The organism is Bacillus timonensis (genome assembly GCF_000285535.1).
Lineage (GTDB): Bacteria > Bacillota > Bacilli > Bacillales > Bacillaceae_L > Ferdinandcohnia > Ferdinandcohnia timonensis.
Window position 1 is genome coordinate 1 of record NZ_CAET01000098.1, and the last position, 405, is coordinate 405.

The 405-nt window shown below is 49.6% G+C and carries 1 protein-coding gene; it reads right to left on the bottom strand.

The window, feature by feature from the left end; all coding sequences use genetic code 11:
• Nucleotides 1-52: 52 nt before the first annotated feature.
• A partial coding sequence (locus tag BTHG_RS23865) for a hypothetical protein (RefSeq protein ID WP_010280196.1) occupies nucleotides 53-405 on the bottom strand: 353 nt, incomplete at its 5' end.

The window sequence follows — 405 nt, forward strand, 5'->3', positions numbered from 1 at the left end:
GCGTCTTTTCCATCGGATTTGCGTCTCCCAGATGATATTTGCGTCTTTCCCATCAGATTTGCGTCTCCCGGATGATATTTGCGTCTGTTCCTCCGGATTTGCGTCGATTCGGGGCAGATTTGCGTCTGTTCCTCCGGATTTGCGTCTCCCAGATGATATTTGCGTCTGTTCCTCCGGATTTGCGTCTTCCAGTTGATATTTGCGTCTGTTCCTCCGGATTTGCGTCCCCCGGATGATATTTGCGTCTTTTCCTCCGGATTTGCGTTTCCCGGATGATATTTGCGTCATTTTCACCGGATTTGCGTCTTCCGGTTGATATTTGCGTCTTCACCACCGGATTTGCGTCTCCCGGTTGATATTTGCGTCTTTTCCATCGGATTTGCGTCTCCCGGTTGATATTTGCGT